At 41.2% G+C, this 18,380-nt stretch carries 18 protein-coding genes and 1 riboswitch; of the genes, 11 read left to right on the top strand and 7 right to left on the bottom strand.

What is annotated here, in order from left to right; all coding sequences use genetic code 11:
- Positions 1-108 precede the first annotated feature (108 nt).
- From CD004_RS20785 to CD004_RS20770, 4 genes are all read left to right on the top strand, one after another.
- Positions 109-1,242: an ABC transporter ATP-binding protein gene (locus CD004_RS20785; RefSeq protein WP_102264505.1), complete on the top strand. Its 1,134-nt coding sequence runs from the start codon at positions 109-111 to the stop codon at positions 1,240-1,242.
- Positions 1,239-2,159, top strand: coding sequence for a carbohydrate ABC transporter permease (locus tag CD004_RS20780; protein WP_102264504.1), 921 nt, complete (start codon positions 1,239-1,241; stop codon positions 2,157-2,159). Before CD004_RS20785 ends, CD004_RS20780 begins: the two co-directional genes overlap by 4 nt.
- Positions 2,160-2,161: 2 nt before the next feature.
- The gene (locus CD004_RS20775) at positions 2,162-2,974 is read left to right on the top strand and encodes a carbohydrate ABC transporter permease (protein ID WP_102265193.1); all 813 of its coding nucleotides are present in this window, start codon (positions 2,162-2,164) and stop codon (positions 2,972-2,974) included.
- A 72-nt stretch (positions 2,975-3,046) separates the two neighbouring features.
- Positions 3,047-4,408: an ABC transporter substrate-binding protein gene (locus CD004_RS20770; protein ID WP_407657638.1), complete on the top strand. Its 1,362-nt coding sequence runs from the start codon at positions 3,047-3,049 to the stop codon at positions 4,406-4,408.
- 119 nt (positions 4,409-4,527) lie between these two features.
- On the opposite strand, the gene CD004_RS23930 is transcribed toward CD004_RS20770, so the two are convergent.
- Positions 4,528-4,665, bottom strand: a complete 138-nt coding sequence (locus CD004_RS23930; protein ID WP_158651612.1) for a hypothetical protein — start codon at positions 4,663-4,665, stop codon at positions 4,528-4,530.
- Between the two features lie 20 nt (positions 4,666-4,685).
- A riboswitch (cyclic di-GMP riboswitch) is annotated at positions 4,686-4,771 on the bottom strand.
- A gap of 537 nt (positions 4,772-5,308) precedes the next feature.
- Between CD004_RS23930 and CD004_RS20765 the strand changes: the two genes are divergently transcribed.
- Positions 5,309-6,547: a BglG family transcription antiterminator gene (locus CD004_RS20765; protein ID WP_102264503.1), complete on the top strand. Its 1,239-nt coding sequence runs from the start codon at positions 5,309-5,311 to the stop codon at positions 6,545-6,547.
- Positions 6,548-7,077: 530 nt separating this feature from the next.
- Complete coding sequence (locus CD004_RS20760) at positions 7,078-7,515, top strand: SMI1/KNR4 family protein (protein WP_102264502.1); 438 nt, start codon at positions 7,078-7,080, stop codon at positions 7,513-7,515.
- Between the two features lie 174 nt (positions 7,516-7,689).
- Here CD004_RS20760 and CD004_RS20755 read toward each other — a convergent pair whose 3' ends face one another.
- Positions 7,690-8,373 carry a C40 family peptidase gene (locus CD004_RS20755; protein WP_158651610.1) on the bottom strand — a complete coding sequence of 228 codons (684 nt, stop codon included), beginning with the start codon at positions 8,371-8,373 and terminating at the stop codon, positions 7,690-7,692.
- Between the two features lie 782 nt (positions 8,374-9,155).
- On the opposite strand from CD004_RS20755, the gene CD004_RS20750 reads away from it, so the two are divergent.
- Together CD004_RS20750 and CD004_RS20745 are read left to right on the top strand one after the other, a co-directional pair.
- Positions 9,156-9,806: a 5-bromo-4-chloroindolyl phosphate hydrolysis family protein gene (locus CD004_RS20750; protein WP_102264500.1), complete on the top strand. Its 651-nt coding sequence runs from the start codon at positions 9,156-9,158 to the stop codon at positions 9,804-9,806.
- Positions 9,806-10,984, top strand: coding sequence for a toxic anion resistance protein (locus CD004_RS20745; RefSeq protein ID WP_102264499.1), 1,179 nt, complete (start codon positions 9,806-9,808; stop codon positions 10,982-10,984). Before CD004_RS20750 ends, CD004_RS20745 begins: the two co-directional genes overlap by 1 nt.
- Positions 10,985-11,019: 35 nt before the next feature.
- On the opposite strand, the gene CD004_RS20740 is transcribed toward CD004_RS20745, so the two are convergent.
- The 3 genes from CD004_RS20740 to CD004_RS20735 all read right to left on the bottom strand — a co-directional run bounded on the left by CD004_RS20740 (position 11,020) and on the right by CD004_RS20735 (position 12,705).
- Complete coding sequence (locus tag CD004_RS20740; RefSeq protein ID WP_102264498.1) at positions 11,020-11,742, bottom strand: lecithin retinol acyltransferase family protein; 723 nt, start codon at positions 11,740-11,742, stop codon at positions 11,020-11,022.
- A 166-nt stretch (positions 11,743-11,908) separates the two neighbouring features.
- On the bottom strand, positions 11,909-12,037 hold the full coding sequence (locus tag CD004_RS24535) for a hypothetical protein (protein ID WP_267892335.1): 129 nt from the start codon (positions 12,035-12,037) through the stop codon (positions 11,909-11,911).
- A 203-nt stretch (positions 12,038-12,240) separates the two neighbouring features.
- Positions 12,241-12,705, bottom strand: coding sequence for a hypothetical protein (locus CD004_RS20735; protein WP_102264497.1), 465 nt, complete (start codon positions 12,703-12,705; stop codon positions 12,241-12,243).
- Between the two features lie 179 nt (positions 12,706-12,884).
- Between CD004_RS20735 and CD004_RS20730 the strand changes: the two genes are divergently transcribed.
- The gene (locus tag CD004_RS20730) at positions 12,885-14,687 is read left to right on the top strand and encodes a cell wall-binding repeat-containing protein (RefSeq protein WP_102264496.1); all 1,803 of its coding nucleotides are present in this window, start codon (positions 12,885-12,887) and stop codon (positions 14,685-14,687) included.
- Positions 14,688-15,136: 449 nt separating this feature from the next.
- Positions 15,137-15,289 (top strand): YwzD family small protein, encoded by a 153-nt coding sequence (locus CD004_RS23925; protein WP_158651609.1) that lies wholly within the window; start codon positions 15,137-15,139, stop codon positions 15,287-15,289.
- 34 nt (positions 15,290-15,323) lie between these two features.
- Here the strand turns inward: CD004_RS23925 and CD004_RS20725 are convergent, their stop codons facing one another.
- On the bottom strand, positions 15,324-15,512 hold the full coding sequence (locus tag CD004_RS20725) for a hypothetical protein (RefSeq protein ID WP_102264495.1): 189 nt from the start codon (positions 15,510-15,512) through the stop codon (positions 15,324-15,326).
- Positions 15,513-15,692: 180 nt separating this feature from the next.
- Here CD004_RS20725 and CD004_RS20720 point away from each other — a divergent pair, with 180 nt between their 5' ends.
- Positions 15,693-17,393, top strand: coding sequence for a cell wall-binding repeat-containing protein (locus CD004_RS20720; protein WP_102264494.1), 1,701 nt, complete (start codon positions 15,693-15,695; stop codon positions 17,391-17,393).
- A gap of 278 nt (positions 17,394-17,671) precedes the next feature.
- On the opposite strand, the gene CD004_RS20715 is transcribed toward CD004_RS20720, so the two are convergent.
- Positions 17,672-18,304 carry a response regulator transcription factor gene (locus tag CD004_RS20715; RefSeq protein ID WP_102264493.1) on the bottom strand — a complete coding sequence of 211 codons (633 nt, stop codon included), beginning with the start codon at positions 18,302-18,304 and terminating at the stop codon, positions 17,672-17,674.
- Positions 18,305-18,380: the final 76 nt, after the last annotated feature.

The following is an 18,380-nucleotide window of genomic DNA, read 5'->3' as shown; positions in this document are numbered from 1 at the left end:
TTTGTGACGGAGAGCCAGGAGACCACATCTATTGCCTATGAAGGATAGGCATTATTTGTGGTCTCCTTTTTCATAGAGTATCGCTTTTAAGCGGAAAGGGTGGCATGCATGAAGAAGGTAGAATTGATAGGTGTCTCTAAATCGTATGATAAAAAAACAGAAGTCATTTCAGATATTACTGTCACGATTGAACCTGGAGAGTTTTTCGTGCTTGTCGGCCCTTCAGGCTGCGGGAAAAGCACAATGCTGCGAATGATTGCCGGCCTCGAAGAAATCACGGGCGGTGTTTTGAAAATCGGCGATTTCGAGGCGAACTGGCTCCCGCCCAGCAAAAGGGATATTTCGATGGTATTCCAAAACTATGCTTTATACCCTCATTTAACGGTTGAAGAGAATATCGTTTTCGGCCTCCATGTAAAAAAAGTGCCAAAGCCTGAACGAAAAAAGCGATGTGAAGATGTTGCGGAAATGCTCGGGTTAACTCCTTATTTGAAAAGGAAACCCCGTGAGCTGTCCGGCGGGCAAAGACAGCGGGTTGCCCTGGCCAGGGCCATCGTCAACCAGGCACCGATTTGCCTGATGGATGAACCTTTATCCAACCTGGACGCTAAATTAAGGGCTCATATGCGTTCGGAAATCAGGCAGATCCAAAGGCGTCTCGGTATCACGATGATCTATGTCACCCACGACCAGGTCGAAGCGATGACGATGGGAGACAGGATCATGATCCTCCATGACGGCAAAATCCAGCAGATTGGCCAGCCAATCGATATTTATAATAACCCGGCCAATCCTTTCGTCGCGACATTCATTGGTTCGCCGCCGATGAATATTGGCAAAGGGAAGGTGGGCAGTGCAAAAAATGAGATTGTTTTCAGCGAGGACGCAAAAATAACTGTTCCCGAAAAAGATCGTTCATTATTAAAATCCGACACAATCATCATCGGCGTCCGGCCTGAGCACATGAAGGCAGCGACAAAAGAGACGAAAGCAAAAGATAAAGTCTATGTAAAAACGACCAATGTAGAGATCCTTGGAAATGAAACGATCTTCTCCTTCGATATGGGAGGAAGGGAATGGATGGCGAAATGGACTGGCCAATGGCGGATTGATGTTGGGGACATGGTCCCGATTGTCATCAATTACGACTCTCTCTGTTTGTTTGACAGCGAGACGGAAAAAATCATCAAAACTCCATCGGATATCGAGAACCATGTTTTTGATAAAGAGGTGTTCATATGAAGGCAGACGCAGCCAGTACTCCTCCAAAGCAGCTCGGCTTGTGGAGGAAATCGCTTAATGCGCGCACAGCTCTTTTGTACCTGTTTCCGTCAATTCTTTTGTTTTCGGTTTTCATATTTTACCCGATGTTCCGGACGATTTACCTGAGCTTTTTCCTGACCGACCAGCAGGGTGCGGCTGCATTGTTTGTCGGCTTTGAAAATTACACATATCTTTTCGAGTCAAGGGAATTTCGCAACAGTATCAAGGCAACGGTGCTGTTTGTTCTCTATACCGTTCCGACAGGGGTCATCATTGCGCTCTTTTTGGCGCTGATCGCGAATGAAAAATTAAAAGGAATCGGTTTTTTCCGGACAGTCTATTCTTCGACTATGGGCATTTCGGTGGCGGCTTCCTCTGTCGTCTGGCTGTTCCTGTTCCATCCAAGCATCGGGATGTTCAACCGGCTGCTTAATGTCATGAATTTACCGGGCGTACAGTGGCTGCTTGATCCTGATTGGGCGCTCGTGTCGATTTCAATCTCGACGATCTGGATGAATATCGGCTTCTCGTTTCTCATCCTGCTTGGCGGGCTGCAGAATATTGATGAATATTTATATGAAAGCGCCAAGATCGACGGTGCCGGCTATTGGTATCAGCTGCGCAGGATCACAATCCCGATGCTGTCGCCGACATTGTTTTTCATCATCACTATTTCGCTGATCAATGCGTTCCAGACATTCGGGCAGGTCGATATTCTAACGAAGGGCGGTCCTTCCCAGGCAACCAATCTCATTGTTTACTCCATTTACCGGGAAGCATTCGTCAACTATCAGTTTGGTACGGCAAGTGCCCAGGCAGTCTTTTTATTCATTTGCATCCTGATTGTGACGATTTTGCAATTTAAGCTCGGAGAAAAGAAGGTGCACTATCAATGATGATGTCGACACCGAAAAAAATACTTTTTTATATCTTGCTGGTGATTTCAGCCTTCCTGGTATTTTTCCCGGTTCTGTATGCATTCATGATCAGCTTCATGTCAGGCGGTGAAATCCTCCAGGGTAAGTTCTTCCCTAAGTCAATCCACTTTGATAACTATATAAAAGTGTTCGACCGTCTGCCGCTGATGAATTACTTGATTAATAGCTTCATAGTTTCGTTCGGTGTCATGCTCGGCCAGCTGGTCGTCTGCAGTCTGGCGGCCTATGCTTTTGTTTTCATCCCGTTTAAGGGAAGGGAATTCATCTTCTTCCTCTTTATATCAACAATGATGATTCCTTGGGAAGCCACGATGATTCCTAACTTTTTTACCATTCAAAAGCTGGATTGGATGAATACTTATCAAGGTTTGACTGTGCCGTTTTTCGCGCTGGCCTTCGGAACCTTTCTGCTGCGCCAGCATTTTAAGACGATTCCAAAAGAGCTGCATGAAGCGGCAGAGGTGGCAGGGCTCGGTAAGTTCGCCTTCTTTTGGAGAGTGATTCTTCCTGTCTCAAAAACGAGCCTGGTCACGCTCGGTGCCTATGGTTTCCTGACGACATGGAATATGTACTTATGGCCGTTGCTCGTTACAAGCACGGACCAGGTGAGGACAGTGCAAATTGGCTTGAAGCAGCTCCAGTCCCAGGAAGTCGCGACAGAATGGGGCGTCGTCATGGCGGGAGTGATCGTCGTCATCATCCCGACACTGCTCTTGCTTTTTGCCGGCCAAAAGCAGCTGCAAAAAGGCCTGACTCAGGGAGCGCTCAAGTAATTCATATTGGGTTCAACTTCTGGTTTCCAGAAGTAACTTATAAATTTTTTTAAAAAAGGGGTGTTCAGCAAGATGATGAAAAAGTTCAGATGGTTCCTCGTGATCAGTGCGATTTTCAGCTTATTAGTCATGTCGGCATGTTCAAATGATGCAAGTAAGGGAGATGACAAAGACAAGGAGAAGGATGGGGGCACGAAGCCTGGTGAGAAAACAGAAATCTCGTTCTGGCATGCAATGTCGGGACCTGGCCAGGAAGCACTTGATGGCATTGTTGCGGATTTTAACAATTCCCAGGATAAAGTTGTGGTCAATGCAGAATTCCAGGGTACTTATGAAGAAGCACTGACAAAGCTTCGCAGTGTGGGAGGCACCGATAATGCGCCGGCTATCATGCAGGTGTTTGAAGTAGGAACGAAATACATGATTGAAAGCGGCTTCATTGAGCCGATGCAAACATTCATTGACAAGGACAATTATGATCTGTCCCAGCTTGAGGAAAACATCCTGAACTACTATAAGGTCGATGGCAAACTGTATTCAATGCCGTTCAACTCTTCGACGCCGGTGATGATCTATAACAAGGATGCTTTTAAGGAATCGGGTCTTGATCCGGAAAGTCCGCCGCAAACATTCAGTGAAGTAAAAGCGGCTGCTGAAAAACTGACGAAGAAAGACGAACGATTTGGATTCTCGATGCTGACATATGGCTGGTTCTTTGAACAGCTTGTAGCGACACAAGGCGGCCTGTATGTCGACAATGATAACGGACGTTCCGATGACGCAACTAAAGCTGTGTTCAACGGGGAGGAAGGGCTTAGAGTCTTCAAGTTCCTTGACGACATGAACAAAGCCGGAACCTTCGGCAACTACGGAACGAACTGGGATGACATCCGTGCTGCTTTCCAGACAGGAAAAGTTGCCATGTACATGGATTCATCCGCAGGTGTTGCCGGAGCGATCAATAACTCTTCATTTGATGTTGGTGTTGCCTATATCCCTTACCCGGATGAAGTCGAGAGACAGGGAGTCGCGATTGGCGGGGCGTCGCTATGGATGAGCAAAGGGATTGGTGAAGATAAGCAGCAGGCAGCATGGGAATTCATGAAGTTCCTCGCATCACCAGAAAGCCAGGCGAAATGGCATATCGGCACAGGCTACTTCGCCATCAACCCGGCTGCATATGAAGAGGATATCGTAAAGACAGAGTGGGAGAAATACCCACAATTCAAGGTAACCGTAGACCAGCTGCAGGATACAAAACCATCATTTGCGACCCAGGGTGCATTGATTTCCGTCTTCCCAGAATCACGCCAGCAAGTCGTGACCGCACTTGAAAACATGTACCAGGGAACACTGCCGCAGGAAGCATTGGATCAGGCAGCTGAAGGAACAGACAGGGCGATTGAGATCGCGAATAAGACGAAGAAGAAGTAACAAAAGAGTTGTATGGGGGACCGCTTTTTCACAGCTGCTTTGCAGCGGGAGGGAGTGTCCTCCTTTTTGTTATTGAAAATCAAAAAGCTCCGGATAATCGGAGCTTTTCGTTTCGGTGCTTAAATTTGATTAGCAAGGACTGTGACTGCTGCACTTAGCACTACAGTAGCTAATAGTAATGTTGCATATAGAATGGTTTTTTGTCTTGCTTTTTTCTTCTGCATTTCCTCTGGTGTTAGCCAAGTGTTATTAGACATCAATTTTCTCCTTTAAGATTGATGGTAGCTGGCAGACTTTTTCCAATGGAAAGAGGTCCCTATAGCTTTGCGTCATCATTTTTCAATGATTTTGCCCTATATAAAAATATCCTAATTATGAAAAAACTTTCAATAGGTCTTTTGTCCTGAATTCTATTTCCGACATTCCCAGCTATCAATATCTAAACCTGGTCAACCTTCGGACAATTCCGGTGCCACAGCTAGTGATTTTGTCCAAACCATCCCCGACTTCGACGAAAACCAGGTCCAACACAAATGATTTTGTCCGAACCATCCCCGACTTCGGACAAAACCAGAGGCAAACACCAATGATTTTGTCCGAACCACCCCCAACTTCGGATAATTCCAGTGCCACAGCTAGTGATTTTGTCCGAACCATCCCCGACTTCGACCAAAATCAGAATCAACGCCAGTAATTATGTCCGAACCAATCATGCATTATGCACCTCTCCCTATTCGCCATATCCCGGATTGCAATAGTCTATTTTCTAAAAGAGGTGGTGTTTTTCTCATTAAAACAAAATACCCCGCGGGTATGAAAATGGTGCACAACCCTTTATAATGAAATCAAGTAGAGTTTGTTCGTTTTTGTATGTCAGTTAAAAAAGGGTGAGCCTCTTTCATGACAATAAATAAACGTAAAAAAGAGATATTGAGCAGGTTAATTCGAATGGATCTATATATTTCTATGAAAACACTCACCGAAGAACTGGGCGTCACCAGGAGCACTGTTTACCGTGATATAAAAGGGATTAATGACTGGCTGGAGAAACATCATCTGCAGCCTGTTCAGTATGCACGGAATAAAGGGTTTTATTTGAATCCGGTTGAAAAGGCATCAATAAAAAACAAACTTGGAAAACTTACGCTGGACCCAGAATACCAGCTTTCAGCGAAAGAACGAAGAGCCTGGATAGGAGTCTTGCTACTAACCAGGGAGAAGGCGGTCTTTCTAGATAATTTGCTTAAAAAGCTTAATGTAAGCAGGAGTACGATTTTACGAGATTTAGAACAATTGAAGGCTAGGCTTCTTCGCCATCGTTTGGATTTACAGAAGGAAAAAAGGCATGGTTACCGTATCGTAGGAGCAGAGGAAGATAAACGGCGCAGCCTTGTCCATTTCCTTGCGAGGATTCATCCTGTAAAAGAAAGTCACTGGTTAAGCTTAGAAGAGCAAATCTCAGAAGGAACTTGGACGACTGAATTATTTGCTTCACCAGAAGCAGCTGGTGTTTACCGTATTTTAATTGAATCTGAGAAATACCTTGATATCCATTATCCCGATGACATGATGGAGATCCTGAGCGTTCACCTGCTGTTCTTGCTGAAAAGGTATCGTCAGGGAAAGACAATGCACATGGACCCGATGGAAAAGGTCATTTTGAAGCCATCCGAAGAGTATTCGGCAGCTAAATTTATTGGCAATCAAATCGAGAAACAGTTCGACTTGAGCATTCCAGATGATGAACTGTGTTATATCACTGTATGCCTGATGGGGGCGAAGACTGAGGAGTATTGTCCGAGTAGTGCAGGAGAGGCTGAATTGGCACTCTTGAAAAAAATCATCAATAAGATGGTAAGTGACTTTGAAGAAGATTTCCACCTGGCTTTCCGTGACAGGGACGTTCTTGAACGTAGTCTATATTTTCATCTGAAGTCGGCCTATTATCGCATCATCTATGGGCTTGAATACGACAATCCACTGGCTGAATCCATCATCAGCAATTTTCCGGATCTCTACAAGGAAACAAAAAAAGTAATACATTACCTTGAAGAGGCCATGGGCAAAAGGATATCAGAAGATGAAGTAGCATTGATTGCCATGCATTTCGGCGGATGGATCGAACGGCCAGGTGCGTGAACAACAAAAGAATGGCGAAAAGTAAAAGGTTCAGACCAGAAAGTAGATTTATATAAGAAAAGTAATCTTTATCTTATATAAAGTCTGGTCCTTAAATAAGAAACCAGCGACAGTAAAATAAGCGGAGTTTTTCCGGTTATATTCATAATGGAGCAAGTTTTTGGCTAAATAAGCGGAGTTTTTCCGATTATGCCAAGAAAAATCCACTAATTTAGTGTTTTTCGAGTAAATAGACGGAATTTCTCCGTCTATTTAGTCTATTTCCAGTGCCATTTACTAATTAAACGGAATTTCTCCGTCTATTTATCAGCTCAGGTCTTTCTTTGAAAAATCCCCATCTTAATATGAAAGTGTTTATACTGTTATTTATGATTTCTCACTTCCGAAGAGAACCCTTTACTTTGAAGGGTTCACCCCCTTTTTTGAATTCCCTTATTAAACGAAGCTGTACTAGCAGCTGAAGAGGGATTTGCATTAAGGAAGTCGAAAATAAAATTAGGCAACTAAATTGCAATTAAGGGAGCAAATATATGTGGAGAGAATTTGTTTCTACTATTTCGAAGGAACACTACTTTAAAGAACCTGCAACAAAGTATGAGATTGATCAAATTCAAAAAGAATTGAATGTTGAATTGCCTGAAGAATTAGCAGTGTTATTGAATGAAACAAATGGTGTTTTTGACAATTGGAATTGTCCGCTGATTTGGTCTACTTCTCAAATTGTCAAAGACAATCTTTTCTTTAGAAATTTTGAAGACTATAAAGATATTTATATGCCATTAGATCATCTTTTCTTTTTCTCGGAAGCTGGTAACGGTGATTTGTTTTGCTACGCAATATTAAAAAATGGCAGTATTGAAAAGAATGATATATACGTCTGGAATCACGAGGATGATAGTCGGACATGGGTAGCAGCTTCCTTGAAACAATTTATTGAAGGCTGGCTTACCGACAAGATTGGTGTTTAGTTATATTAACAATGAAATGGCCATATTTGTGTTAAGTTCACACCCATGATTTTCACAGTTTTCTTCCAGATCATTTTCTATTTAGCAGTTTGAAGAAAATCTATTACAAAAAATAGACCATCAAATTGAACTATCTCTCAATTTGATGGTCTATTTGTCTTACATAATTTAAATTTATATTCTCTTAGCACCAATGAATCTTGGCTTCCAGTATGAATTATTGATACTTACGATTGATACACCCTTTGAAGTCGCAGAGTGGATCATTTGTCCGTTTCCAATGTAAATGGCAACGTGGGTTACTTTCTTGCCACCGCTAGTTGCGTAGAATAATAGATCGCCTGGCTGGAAGGAAGTAACTTTCGTACCTGCCTTGCTATACATTTCTGCTGCTGTACGAGGCAGCTTGACGCCTGCCTTGTCGTATGAGTATGTTACTAAACCGGAGCAGTCAAAACCGCTGGTTGTGTTGCCACCCCATTTATACTTGACTCCCAAATTGCTTTTCGCAACTGAGATTGCTTTAGCTTTATAATCAGCTGTCTTAGTAACAGTTTTTGGTGCAGAAGTTTTTTTAGTAGTTTTGGGTGCAATGTATTTAGAACTTACATAACCTGTTTTCCCTTTTGTTGAAACTTTTGCCCAACCTTTTGATTGGGAAGACACAGTTACTAGCTGATTCTTAGGAAGTTTAGCTACAATTTTTCCAGAAGTAGCAGGTTTATTGCGCATATTTAATGATCCAGAATTAACTTTCACATAATAAGTCGTTCCAGAGGCAGAGGCTTGATCGATAGACGGTGCGACAGTAGCTACTAAAGCGAAGAGCAACATAGATGCTAGAATTCTCTTAAACAAGTAGTTTTACCCCCGTTAATTAAAAGTTAAACCTAGTATATAGCGAAAGGGGTTACAAACAAATAACGGCATAATTACATTTATATTACAATTCACGACAAAAATTCCAAGCAATATGACGAATTAGATAGAAATATATAGAAGAGATTGGGAGGAAAAGAAGTGGGAGGAGAGTAAAAGACACTATTGGTCATCAGTTTTATATGATCTATAAGTTTTCTAAATGGAAAGACTGCTAGTTTAAGGAACAAATGGTCCTTAACAGCAGTCTTTCTTCTATTAATGACAACCATTTTTCTATGCTCATTCCAGTAGAATCCACTCCGCTTTCATTATTCATTAATTTTTTGCTTTTTGGATTGGTTACTAATGGCTTTTAATAACCATAGTTTCTCCTCAGGACTCAACATGCTCCAGCTTCCTGCTTTTACTTTCATTTGAAACACTCCTTTGAAATGTATTTTTTTTACTTTTGCTTTCTTTAATCCCTATATACCGCCTTTTTTAAAAAATGAAACAACAAAAGTTTCTACAAATTACCAGGTAATCCTACAAGCTAGTCCACATCTTTTGTCGAAATGCCATTGTTCATTGATATTAAATTTTTCCAGTTTGGAGTCATCTCAGTCTCGAGACCTAGAACAGAGTACAAACTGAGTCTGTAGAAAAATAGCTTGTTTTGAAGTATTGTATAAGGGAGAAAACATTTTTTTACAGTGAATGAAACATTCTGTATCTTCTATTCGTATAGATAGGAAGATTCAAAACAGGAGTCGATACTAATGAATAAATTCCTTTTACGATTCATGCAAACTGGTGCGTCAATCCCTTTTTCGGCGTTCATCTGGCTGCTGGCTTATGCAGGTTTTGACCAGACGTTCTGGATGTCTTCGCTTTATGGATTTATCGGCGGCGGAGTGATGTTTTTTGGACTAGGTTCATATTTGCAAAGACGCTTTTTGGAAAAAAACAGGCTGACCATGAAGGAATACAAATATATTAAGAGAAATCTTAAAGAAGCGAATGTAAAAATCAACAGAATCCAGAAGTCGCTCTTTTCCATCCGCCATATCCGTTCGCTGAAACAGAGGATTGAGCTTGTGCGGCTTGTGAAAAACATCCAGAAGCTGAGCAATCGCGAGCCAAGAAGATTCTTCAAGGCGGAACAGTTCTATTTTTCTCATCTTGATTCAATAATGGAACTAAGTGAAAAGTATGCCTTCCTATCCTCCCAGCCGGCCAAAAATCGGGAATTGGAATACTCTTTACAGGATACACAGGACACTTTAAAGGACCTTACGAAAATCGTTGAGAAAGATTTGAACTATATGCTGGAAGAGGATCTTGACCATCTGAATTTTGAAATAGACGTTGCAAAGCATTCAATTAAGAAACGAACAGAAATTCCTGATGAAACCAGGAGGTTAAAATAATGACTGAAAAAAATCCTGATCTTTTAAAAAATACCGGAAATATCATGGATGATATCTTAACGAACCCGTTTGGAGATTCACCTGAACTGCAGCTGCAGCTCAGTCCGCAGCAACAAGACAGTAAACCTGTCAAGCTGATTGATGTCATACCTGAGGAAAATCGCCAGAGAGCTTATCAATTGGCTGAACAGATTGACCCGAAAAATCACCAGGCGATGATTCAATATGGTACCCAGGCGCAGGGGAAACTGCTGACTTTTTCGCATGCGATGCTTGACCATGTCCAGAAGAAGGATATTGGCGAAGTAGGAGAGATTATCAATGATTTGATGAAGCATCTCAATGATATGAATCCGGAGGAGCTAAGCACTGAAAAGCAATCTTTCTTTGCCCGGATGTTTGGCAAGATTTCGGGTTCTGTGCAGGAGATCCTCTCCAAGTATCAAAAGACCGGGGCACAGATTGACCGGATCAGCGTGAAACTCGACCGAAGCAAAAACGTCCTGCTGTCAGACATTGGCATGCTCGAGAAATTGTACGAAACGAACAAGGAATATTTCAATGCGTTGAATATTTATATAGCCGCTGGAGAACTGAAGCTTGAGGAACTGCATGAAAAAACAATTCCCGAGCTGAAGAAGGCTGCGGAAATTTCACAGGATCAAATGAAGTTCCAGGAAGTCAATGACATGATCCAGTTTGCCGACCGGCTGGATAAGCGTCTCTATGACCTGAAATTAAGCAGGGAAATCACGATCCAGAGTGCGCCGCAAATCCGCCTGATCCAGAATACGAACCAGGCGCTGGTGGAAAAAATCCAGTCATCGATCGTGACAGCGATCCCCCTCTGGAAAAACCAAGTTGCGATTGCCCTGACACTGATCAGGCAGCGACATGCAGTTGAAGCACAGAAGCAGGTTTCCAAGACAACAAACGAACTATTGCTGAAAAATGCTGAAATGCTTAAGACAAATACCATCGAAACAGCGAAAGAAAACGAGCGCGGCATTGTCGATATTGAGACATTGAAGAAGACACAGGAAAACCTGATTACTACATTGGAAGAGACATTGAGAATCCAAGAGGAAGGCCGGACGAAGAGACGTCAGGCAGAACAGGACCTGGCTTCTATGGAGAATGAGTTGAGATTGAAGCTGTTGGAGATTAAGGATAAGTAAAAAACGAACGGGAATTGATCATTCCCGTTCGTTTTTTATATTGATGATTTCAGTCTGGGCGCTGCCTTTTGAATGGGTGTAACTGCACCTAATACATCCTCTACTTGATAGCTTTTATGCACCCCGGTTTTACACCAAATTGCAAAGTGTTCACAGTTATTAGATATAACGGAATATTCTTTTCTACCTAATTGGGATTTCGCTCTTTTTACTGTTTCTTCTGGAAAGTAAATCGTCATTATTTCTTCATCAGGAATACCACCAAGGGATGAGGTAACAGGGATTTTTTCTGGTCGCCTATGCCGGGACACATTATCAAAGTTGAGTATGAAAAATCTCTTTTCATCTCTCAGGAAATGATCCATATCTGTTTCCATGATTTTATTTTCGCCAGATATATCAGAGTCCAGTGAGGTGAAATGGATGACTTTGTTTCTGCCACTATATATCCCGTAATGTTCATAAAACCCGCCCATCCTATTAATCCCTAACACATCACCCTGTTGAGCCTGGGCTCTCCTCTTGCGTTTCTTTCCTTCCAAAGCTCTCATTCTGTCATCAAAACTACTATTTTCATAGTCACCGGTGCCCAGGACCGCATCCGCCTTATCACCAATTTCCTCTAGTTCTTCACCTAGTCTATCTAATTTTCTTGTTACTTTTTCATCTAGATCATCTAGTTGTTTGCTACTCTCATCTGCCCAGTCAGCAATGAAATCAAAAGTGCCTTGTTCAACTAATTTCTTGAAAAAGCTCAATTTATGCCCTCCTCAGCTATTGGTAAAATATACTAATTGAATGATAACATAGTTATATATGAAGGTCATAAAAAAATAAAAAGCCAGTTACCGTGGGCAACAAGCTGTATCACTACTACTATTCAAGATAGGAGAATACTCTGTTTCTATCTGTTCGGAAATGGTATCAGCCAAAAATCTTCTTTCGGGGTTTATTGCCTACTTTGATAAATGTATGTCCGTCTTTACTCTTATAAAGTTTGATTCCTATGAACTTCAAAGGGGTGAACACTTCTTTCATTTGTACTAATGGCATCTCAAAACCCTCCTGTGTAAAGTATACATAAATTGTACCTAAATAAAGAACATAAATAAATAAAATGTTCTCGATAAATAACGACGGATGATGAGCTTTCAGGCTGGTATTATGGATTAAATTGTTAGTAATTGTATTTTTATGGAGGTTTTAAGGGTAAAAAGTATTATATATTTTAATAATATCAAGAATTTTCTTATATTTCAGTGATTAAAGTCCCATAGAATAACCCAATCTTCTTTATATTCAACAACATACACCTCTTGCAAAAAGCTGAATCTTCCATATTTCCCTGTATATCTTTGTGTGACTTCAAACCTAAAAGCAGTATCAAATGGTTTTTCTCCCTTGGCTGCTTTCCATCCTTTCAGCTCTTCCGCTTCGCTGATTTCATATGAAAATGTTTCTGCACCAAAATGGCCAATAAATACATGTGATCGATCCTGGATGTATGCGGCTTTATGGAACTTCTCCTTCATATATGGGTGTAACAGTTTCCAGGAACCAGAAAAGTTCGCATCCTGCTCGTAGGAATAGAATTGGTCAACAACTGCTTTTGCCTGACTGGAAGGCGAACTTAGCAAAAAGCGGCCTCCAAGAAACCCAATGACCAGAAGGACCGCAAGAAATATGACAAGAACCAGATGTTGCTGCTTTTTCTTATGCATTGGTGGAACTCCTTTAAAGTGAATGGCTTATTCAATAATATGAGGAGTGTTTTAGGGATATACGAATTAAGTAATTATCGATTTTCCTCAATTTTCTATTTTAAGAGCATTTTGTATAGAAAGATGATTGGAAGAATGTTACCATTTAACAAGATTGATAGATTGAGAGGAGAAGGGGAATGAATAGATTAGTAACAATCATGCTGGCCATTTTGCTAGTTGTAGTGCCGTTTCAAGGTATTCAAGCAGAAGGCGCAGAGTATTATGAGAACCCGCCATTAAAGGTCATTGACCAGTATTTGACGGAGGCAGCACTGAAACATGATGTGCCACCGGAGATTGTCAAAGCCGTTGCCATGAAGGAAAGTGATTGGCAACAATTTGAAAACGGGAAGCCTAAAATAGGGAATGACGGTGCAGGGATAGGTATCATGCAAATAACGAATGATTCCCGCTTTGACCTTAATAGACTTAGAACAGAAATAGAATTTAATATAGACGCTGGGGTTCAAATCCTTAATGAAAAATTCAGTGCTTTGAACTACAACGAAAAGCTTCCAACTATCAATAATAATGACAGGCATATTCTCGAAAGCTGGTATTTTGCGGTATTGGCTTATAATGGAAAGGTCCAAAAAAATAGTCCTATTGTTAAAGCCACTGGTGAAACCAATGCTACCGCTTATCAAGAAATAGTCTATAGGTACATTGAGGAGAAAAACCCTGGAATGGGAGTCTACCCTTTGCCTTTTGATTTTAAAGCAGACGACTTTACTTATTCAGGCGCGCCTGATTACCGATTGTTTTTCGAAGAAGACCACTATGAAGTTTCTGATCATCTTCTAACCGAGAGTAAATACTTCTTCAAGCCTAAAGATGTTGTGTTTTCGGCTAAAGCTGCCAATATTCGTACTGCGCCAACACAGGATTCAAAAGCAGTGAAGACTCTTCCTAAAGGTGTAAGCGAACCGTTAACGATACTAGAAGATTTTAAATACGATCAATCTAAAGAGCCTGAAAAGTTCAATGATTATCGCCAATACGTATGGTATAAGGTACAAGCAAAAGACGGTACGGTCGGATATACGTCCTCACATGAACTCAAGCACATTGCCAGCAGGCTATCAGGTTCAGGCCGTTATGAGACAGCTGCTGCCATTTCACAGGAGGGCTGGGAAGAAGGAGCGAATACAGTTGTCTTGGCGAAGGGATTTGATTTCCCAGATGCATTGGCGGGAACTCCGCTGGCATACCAGCTGGATGCTCCGATGCTATTAACAGCAACCGACAACCTTCCTACCGCGACTAGGAATGAAATAAAAAGACTGAAGGCTAAGAAAGCCATTCTGCTTGGAAGCACGGCTGCTATTGGTCCTGAAGTACAAAAACAGTTGGAAGATATGGATCTGGAAGTATTGCGTTATGGCGGAAGCCACCGCTTCGCTACGGCGATTAAAATCGCGAAAGAACTACCAGTGAAGGGTGATACGGCAATACTTGCTTATGGATTCAATTTCCCGGATGCTCTATCAATTGCTGCTTATGCAGCGAGAAATAACTTCCCTATCTTCCTGACTGATAAATCGACGCTTAATACTGCTACCTTGAACGAATTAAAGAAATATAAGCGCACCATAGTAGTAGGAAGCGAGGATGTAATAAACAGCAAGATTCTCAGTGACATCCCTAATAAAACGCGTTATGGCGGCAATGATCGCTTCGCAACGAATGCTGACATTGTAAGTAAGCTTCCACTTGGAACAGAGAAGGCTTACATTGCCAATGGAATGGGCTTCGCGGATGCGTTGACAGGAGCGGTTTTGGCAGCAAAAAATAATGCCCCGCTGCTGCTATCAAACTCAGACAAAATTCCATGGGCTGTTCGTAACACGATTATCCAACAGGATTACAACCATTACACGCTGCTGGGTGGAAACGACGTCATGAATATCCAGTATGAACTAGCTGAACTTATCAAGTAGAGCAAGTATTTTCGAGACAATGAGTATAGCACTCATTGTCTTTTTTTTGCACGTCAATTGTTGTATTAATACCCTGTTGATTGTAGTGGAAGGCGCGAAGACTCCTCCGAAAATGCTAACGCATTTCCATCGCACGTGGGCAGGCTCCAAGGAGCCAATCAATGTCCTGCGGGATGAGCAAGTCATGGGGAGACCCCGCAGGCGCTAAAGCGTCGAGGAGGCTCACCGCCAGCCCCGAAAGCGAAGAGACCGGAACGGAAATCAACAGCCTCGTTCTCCTCTAAACTAAAAACGACTGTAGACAATGAATATGCCCTCTCATTGTCTTTTTTGTTAAAAAACACAAATTTAACTAAAATGTAACAAAATGTTACTGGAAAGATATTTACAAATGGCTGGAAGTTTAATAGAATGATGTCATATTTTAGCGAACGCGGAGGATTTATTCATTGAGAGATATGAAAGTGGAAGAGGCTAGTAATCTTGATTTTGTCGAAGTGTTGAAGAACGCTTATGAAAAAGGTCTGAATGACAAAGACATTACTGTTGAAAAGATTCTGGAAGAATTAAAGATTGATTTAAAGAATATCATCACTATATAAAAAATCAGGAGGCGGAATTTCCGCCTCCTTTTTCTTATGAAAAACTGGTTTGTAAGCTTTGAAGCTGTTTATGGTGATCGGCTGCCATCTTTTCGTGGAATTCCATTCTCTTCGCAAGTTTATTGCGTAGATCAGGACAGATACAATCTTTAATAACGGCTTTATTATAGCCATGCTGATAAGAATGCCAATGGTACTTAACGCGGTAAATAAGCTTTCTCATGATAGCTTACCTCCTGGAAGTATTGGTATCTTTATTTACCCCAGATTATTCGAAGGAAAACAATCGTTTATTAGCGTTTTAGTGAAATTCATTATTAATAGTAGAATCGACCCATTACAAATTTTGTAAAATCTAATAATATTAGCTTGTTAACTTAATTGAAAAAAAGGGGCGTTAATATTGAAGGCGTTTTTGAAAGTGTTATCTACAGCCACAGTCGTTGCAATGGTGTCCACTTCTTTATCCATTCCGTTCGTTAGTGCCGAGGAAAGTCTCCTGAAAGACCGAATGGACGAGAGAAAAAGCTTTGTGATTCAGCAGCTGGAGCAGCAAAGTTCACAATCTTATCAATTACAAAGCCAGTCCGTATCCTCGCAAACTGTTACGACTGAGATTGAGTATAAACAGCAGATTGACTATAACCAGATTCACGAGTACTTTTTCACGACAAGAGGCGGAGAATTCACTGTAGAAGCACTTCATGGAAATGCTGATGACCCTTTTGGTCCCGATTACTTTATCTACGAAATGAACTCAGAGGAAATAATTGAACCTATAGGTGATGATACATTCGAATTAGCTGAGGGAGCTTATTATCTTGTGGTGATGGGCTACTCTGAAGAAAAGGAAAGTTATCAATACCGTGTAAAGGGTGCCTTCTCAAATACACCGGACTCTGTATTGCCAAAATTGACGGTGAACAATCCAGCATCAGCAGACACCAGGCTTCCTAAGGATTCAGCGCCTAATTATCCGGTCTCTGGAAGTTCAGATGCTGTTAAACTTAATGTTACACTCAATTATGAGCAGGAAGTCGCCTTAAAAGCACCTGGTTTATTTAAGTGGGATCATTTAGTCCTGGGCCAGGGATACAACTTCATAACCTTCGAAGCGATGAAATTAGGTGGAAATAAGGTTATTTCATTTTATTCTATTACTCTGCCGGGAGTATCAAGAATCCAGGGAAATGACCGATACCATGTGTCAAGCAATGTAAGCCGGACGCTAAGGTATTGGGGCTATGGCAGCGGAACAGTGGTTATAACGAGGGGCGACTTATATCCTGATGCGGTTTCAGGCGGTCCACTAGCATTTACAGAGGACGCCCCAATCCTGCTGACGAATCCTAAATCTCTTCCATACTCAGTGGTGACAGAACTTGAAAATATCCAGCCTGAACGGGCGATCATTCTTGGGGGACCAGCTTCAGTTTCTCCTGATGTAGAAGAGCAGTTGGAAGAATTAGGAATAGAGGTGGATCGAATAGGAGGAAATGATCGTTATGCTGTTTCTGCCAGCATTGCAGAAAGAGTGGCAGATCAATGGGGTGAAGGTACAGCCATCATTGCCAGCGGTGAAGCATTCCCGGATGCCCTCTCAGCCTCTACGATTGCAGGTCCATCAGGTATGCCGATCCTGCTGGTAAAGAAGGACGGCGTGCCGGCACCTATTGAAACGTTCATTAAAAACAATCCAAATATAGAGAACTTTATTATCATAGGTGGTCCTGCTGCAGTAAATGAATCAGTAGCCACAAAATTAAAACGTATACGCCCAGGTGCAGAGGTCGAACGCATTGGAGGCAGTGATCGCTATGAGGTGTCTGTCAATGTAGCCAAATACGGGATAAATAATCTTGGTATGGACGCTAGTACCCTGACATTCGCTCGTGGAGACCTATTCCCAGACGCACTTTCGGGAGCACCTCTGGCAAACATGTATTATGCGCCAGTCATCCTTACACCTGCGAATAAAATGCATAGTAAAGTGAGTGCATTCCTAACAGCCAAAAGCAGTGAAATCGATAATATATACATCCTTGGCGGTACCGGTGCGGTTTCACCGGATATAGAGAAGCAATTGAATAAATTCATTAAATAACACAAAAGTCCTTCTCTGATTTGGGAAGGACTTTTAGTTTTCATATTTTATTCACTTTAATAAGGACAGACTTATTTAACGCCTAGTACTGCAACGAAAACAATCGATAGAAATAGACTTAGAAGTAATGATATTACCCAATTGATTTTTCCGGTCATTTTAAAGATAACATTTAAAACGGCACTAATGATAAAGCATACAAAGAAAACAAATATAATCATATATAATTCCATGGTTTTTTCCTCCTAGATAGATACTTTCAGCTAAATTCCTTTTATTTAATTAATACTAATTATATTGAGGCTTATGGCTTTCGATAGAGCTTCTACACGTGAATTTACGCTCAGTTTTTTAAATATTTTTGTTAAGTGGTATTCAATGGAGCGGACACTCATGAATAATTCTTCAGAGATTTCCCGATTGTTTTTACCAGCTGCTATATAATGCAGGATTTCCAATTCTTTTTTTGTTAAGACGTTATCCAGAGTATAACCATCCGAGCTAAAATGCTTTTGGGTGGCAATAAGTTGTTCCAGTAGTGGTAAAGGAAATGAAGCGTGTCCGTGTTTCACAAGTTGTAAAGTTAATATAAGTTCAGTAATGGAGGTTGATTTTTTTATGAATCCACTTATACCTAAGCTGGCAAGCTGCTTAAGGTGAGAAATCGATTTATCATAGAACATAACGATTCTAGCTTTAACATTTATTTTGAAAATTCTATTTACTATTTCCATGCTTAAGGCAGTACTTTCTAATAGATAAACATCAAAATTGGAAATGAAGTTCGTGTTATTACACTCTTTGGATAATAATTGTAAAAAAGTAACTTTGAAATCTGATTCTTTTTCCAAAAGCTGTTTTATTCCTTGCCCGAACAGTTCGTTTTCATTAATTACTAATACCCTCGTCAAATTTCACATCCCCCTTGATACATTTGTTAATTGCCCCTTCACTCACTTTAATCTTAATAGAACGTTGTAATTTAGT

Source organism: Mesobacillus jeotgali (genome assembly GCF_002874535.1).
Taxonomy (GTDB): domain Bacteria; phylum Bacillota; class Bacilli; order Bacillales; family Cytobacillaceae; genus Mesobacillus; species Mesobacillus jeotgali.
The sequence above is the reverse complement of the archived record's forward strand: the minus strand, read 5'-3'. Positions and strand labels throughout refer to the sequence as shown.

What these genes read in the sequence shown, in the direction of transcription:
- CD004_RS20725 (WP_102264495.1), bottom strand. Translation starts at nt 15,512, where the DNA reads ATGAGAAAGCTTATTTACCGCGTTAAGTACCATTGGCATTCTTATCAG.
- CD004_RS20765 (WP_102264503.1), top strand. Translation starts at nt 5,309, where the DNA reads ATGACAATAAATAAACGTAAAAAAGAGATATTGAGCAGGTTAATTCGA.
- CD004_RS20730 (WP_102264496.1), top strand. Translation starts at nt 12,885, where the DNA reads ATGAATAGATTAGTAACAATCATGCTGGCCATTTTGCTAGTTGTAGTG.
- CD004_RS20770 (WP_407657638.1), top strand. Translation starts at nt 3,047, where the DNA reads ATGATGAAAAAGTTCAGATGGTTCCTCGTGATCAGTGCGATTTTCAGC.
- CD004_RS20775 (WP_102265193.1), top strand. Translation starts at nt 2,162, where the DNA reads ATGTCGACACCGAAAAAAATACTTTTTTATATCTTGCTGGTGATTTCA.
- CD004_RS20750 (WP_102264500.1), top strand. Translation starts at nt 9,156, where the DNA reads ATGAATAAATTCCTTTTACGATTCATGCAAACTGGTGCGTCAATCCCT.
- CD004_RS20745 (WP_102264499.1), top strand. Translation starts at nt 9,806, where the DNA reads ATGACTGAAAAAAATCCTGATCTTTTAAAAAATACCGGAAATATCATG.
- CD004_RS20780 (WP_102264504.1), top strand. Translation starts at nt 1,239, where the DNA reads ATGAAGGCAGACGCAGCCAGTACTCCTCCAAAGCAGCTCGGCTTGTGG.
- CD004_RS24535 (WP_267892335.1), bottom strand. Translation starts at nt 12,037, where the DNA reads ATGCCATTAGTACAAATGAAAGAAGTGTTCACCCCTTTGAAGTTCATA.
- CD004_RS20785 (WP_102264505.1), top strand. Translation starts at nt 109, where the DNA reads ATGAAGAAGGTAGAATTGATAGGTGTCTCTAAATCGTATGATAAAAAA.
- CD004_RS23930 (WP_158651612.1), bottom strand. Translation starts at nt 4,665, where the DNA reads ATGTCTAATAACACTTGGCTAACACCAGAGGAAATGCAGAAGAAAAAA.
- CD004_RS20735 (WP_102264497.1), bottom strand. Translation starts at nt 12,705, where the DNA reads ATGCATAAGAAAAAGCAGCAACATCTGGTTCTTGTCATATTTCTTGCG.
- CD004_RS20760 (WP_102264502.1), top strand. Translation starts at nt 7,078, where the DNA reads ATGTGGAGAGAATTTGTTTCTACTATTTCGAAGGAACACTACTTTAAA.